A 1,035-nucleotide genomic window follows, 5' to 3' on the forward strand; every position below is an offset into this window, starting at 1 on the left:
CCAGGATGTAGGCCACACCCCGCAACCGCAAAGAAGCGCTGTGCCACCATTTCTGCTGCGGGAGCTCGCCACTGCCTTGCCGCCACAAGCGCTCAAACGCATCCTGCAGTTCGGCAAAAACGCCGGTCGCACCCGACAACAGCAGCGCAAAAGCAAACAGCGAAGCCGTGATGCCCTCTGAAGGAGCCTGGGCACTTGAAAGTGCCTGCTGTACCACCTGTGCGCCCTGCGCGCCGATAACGCTGCGGATTTGATCCACCAGACTGGTTTCGATATACCGGCGGTCCAGCCACCAGCCAAGCACTGCCACCATCAGCACCAGCAACGGCGCCAGGCTGAGGATGCCGTAGAACGACATGGCCGCGCTCATGCGCATGCCGCCTGCATCAATCCAGTGGTCGATGGCCTGCCACAGGGGCCGGTAAAGAGGCCTGAAAATCTTCTGAAGGGAAGAAAGCGCGAAGGCCGGCGAGGCCTGAACATGCGGATCGGGTTTCTCCATCATCCCGGAAGCTTAGGAAACCCGCAGCAAAGACCCAACCGGACAGCAGCTCCCCGCACCGTAGGCGTGAACCGACGGGAATATGGAAACTGGTAGAGAAAATCGGGTAGAGGCGCTGCTCAGCGCCCCGCAATGAACCGGTGCTGGACCGGCTCACCCTGGCCGGTTGTCTTAACCGGCTGTCTTGAACAGCGCTGCGACTTTTTTCTTCGGCTTGATATTGGCCGACACACTGCTGCGCGCGGGGGCAGCTTTGGCGGCGGCTTCCCAGGCGGGCGTGGCATCGGGCGCAGCGGTTGGTTCGTAGGGCTGGTCAAAAAACGGGTCACGCGGCGCCGCCGGCTGGCGATGCGGCGTGTATTCGCGCCGCTCCCGCGGCTGGCGCGCTTCACGCGCATGGCCGCCCTCTTCACCTTCACGGTACATGCGGCGGCCGTCATTGATACGGCCCTGCTCGCTGATACGGGGCTGGTCTTCCTCGAACTCGATGGGCTCCAGTTCGATCTTGGTCTTGATCAGTTTTTCAATATCAG

1 protein-coding gene and 1 pseudogene are annotated in these 1,035 nt (G+C 61.9%); both read right to left on the reverse strand.

What is annotated here, in order from left to right; translation table 11 throughout:
• On the reverse strand, positions 1-505 hold a 505-nt coding region (locus tag AC1D1P_RS24230), incomplete at its 3' end, for a YihY/virulence factor BrkB family protein (RefSeq protein WP_477674779.1).
• 168 nt (positions 506-673) lie between these two features.
• Positions 674-1,035 (reverse strand): annotated as a pseudogene (locus AC1D1P_RS24235) (DEAD/DEAH box helicase); the annotation flags it as partial.

Source organism: Polaromonas sp. P1_E1_2, assembly GCF_056406035.1.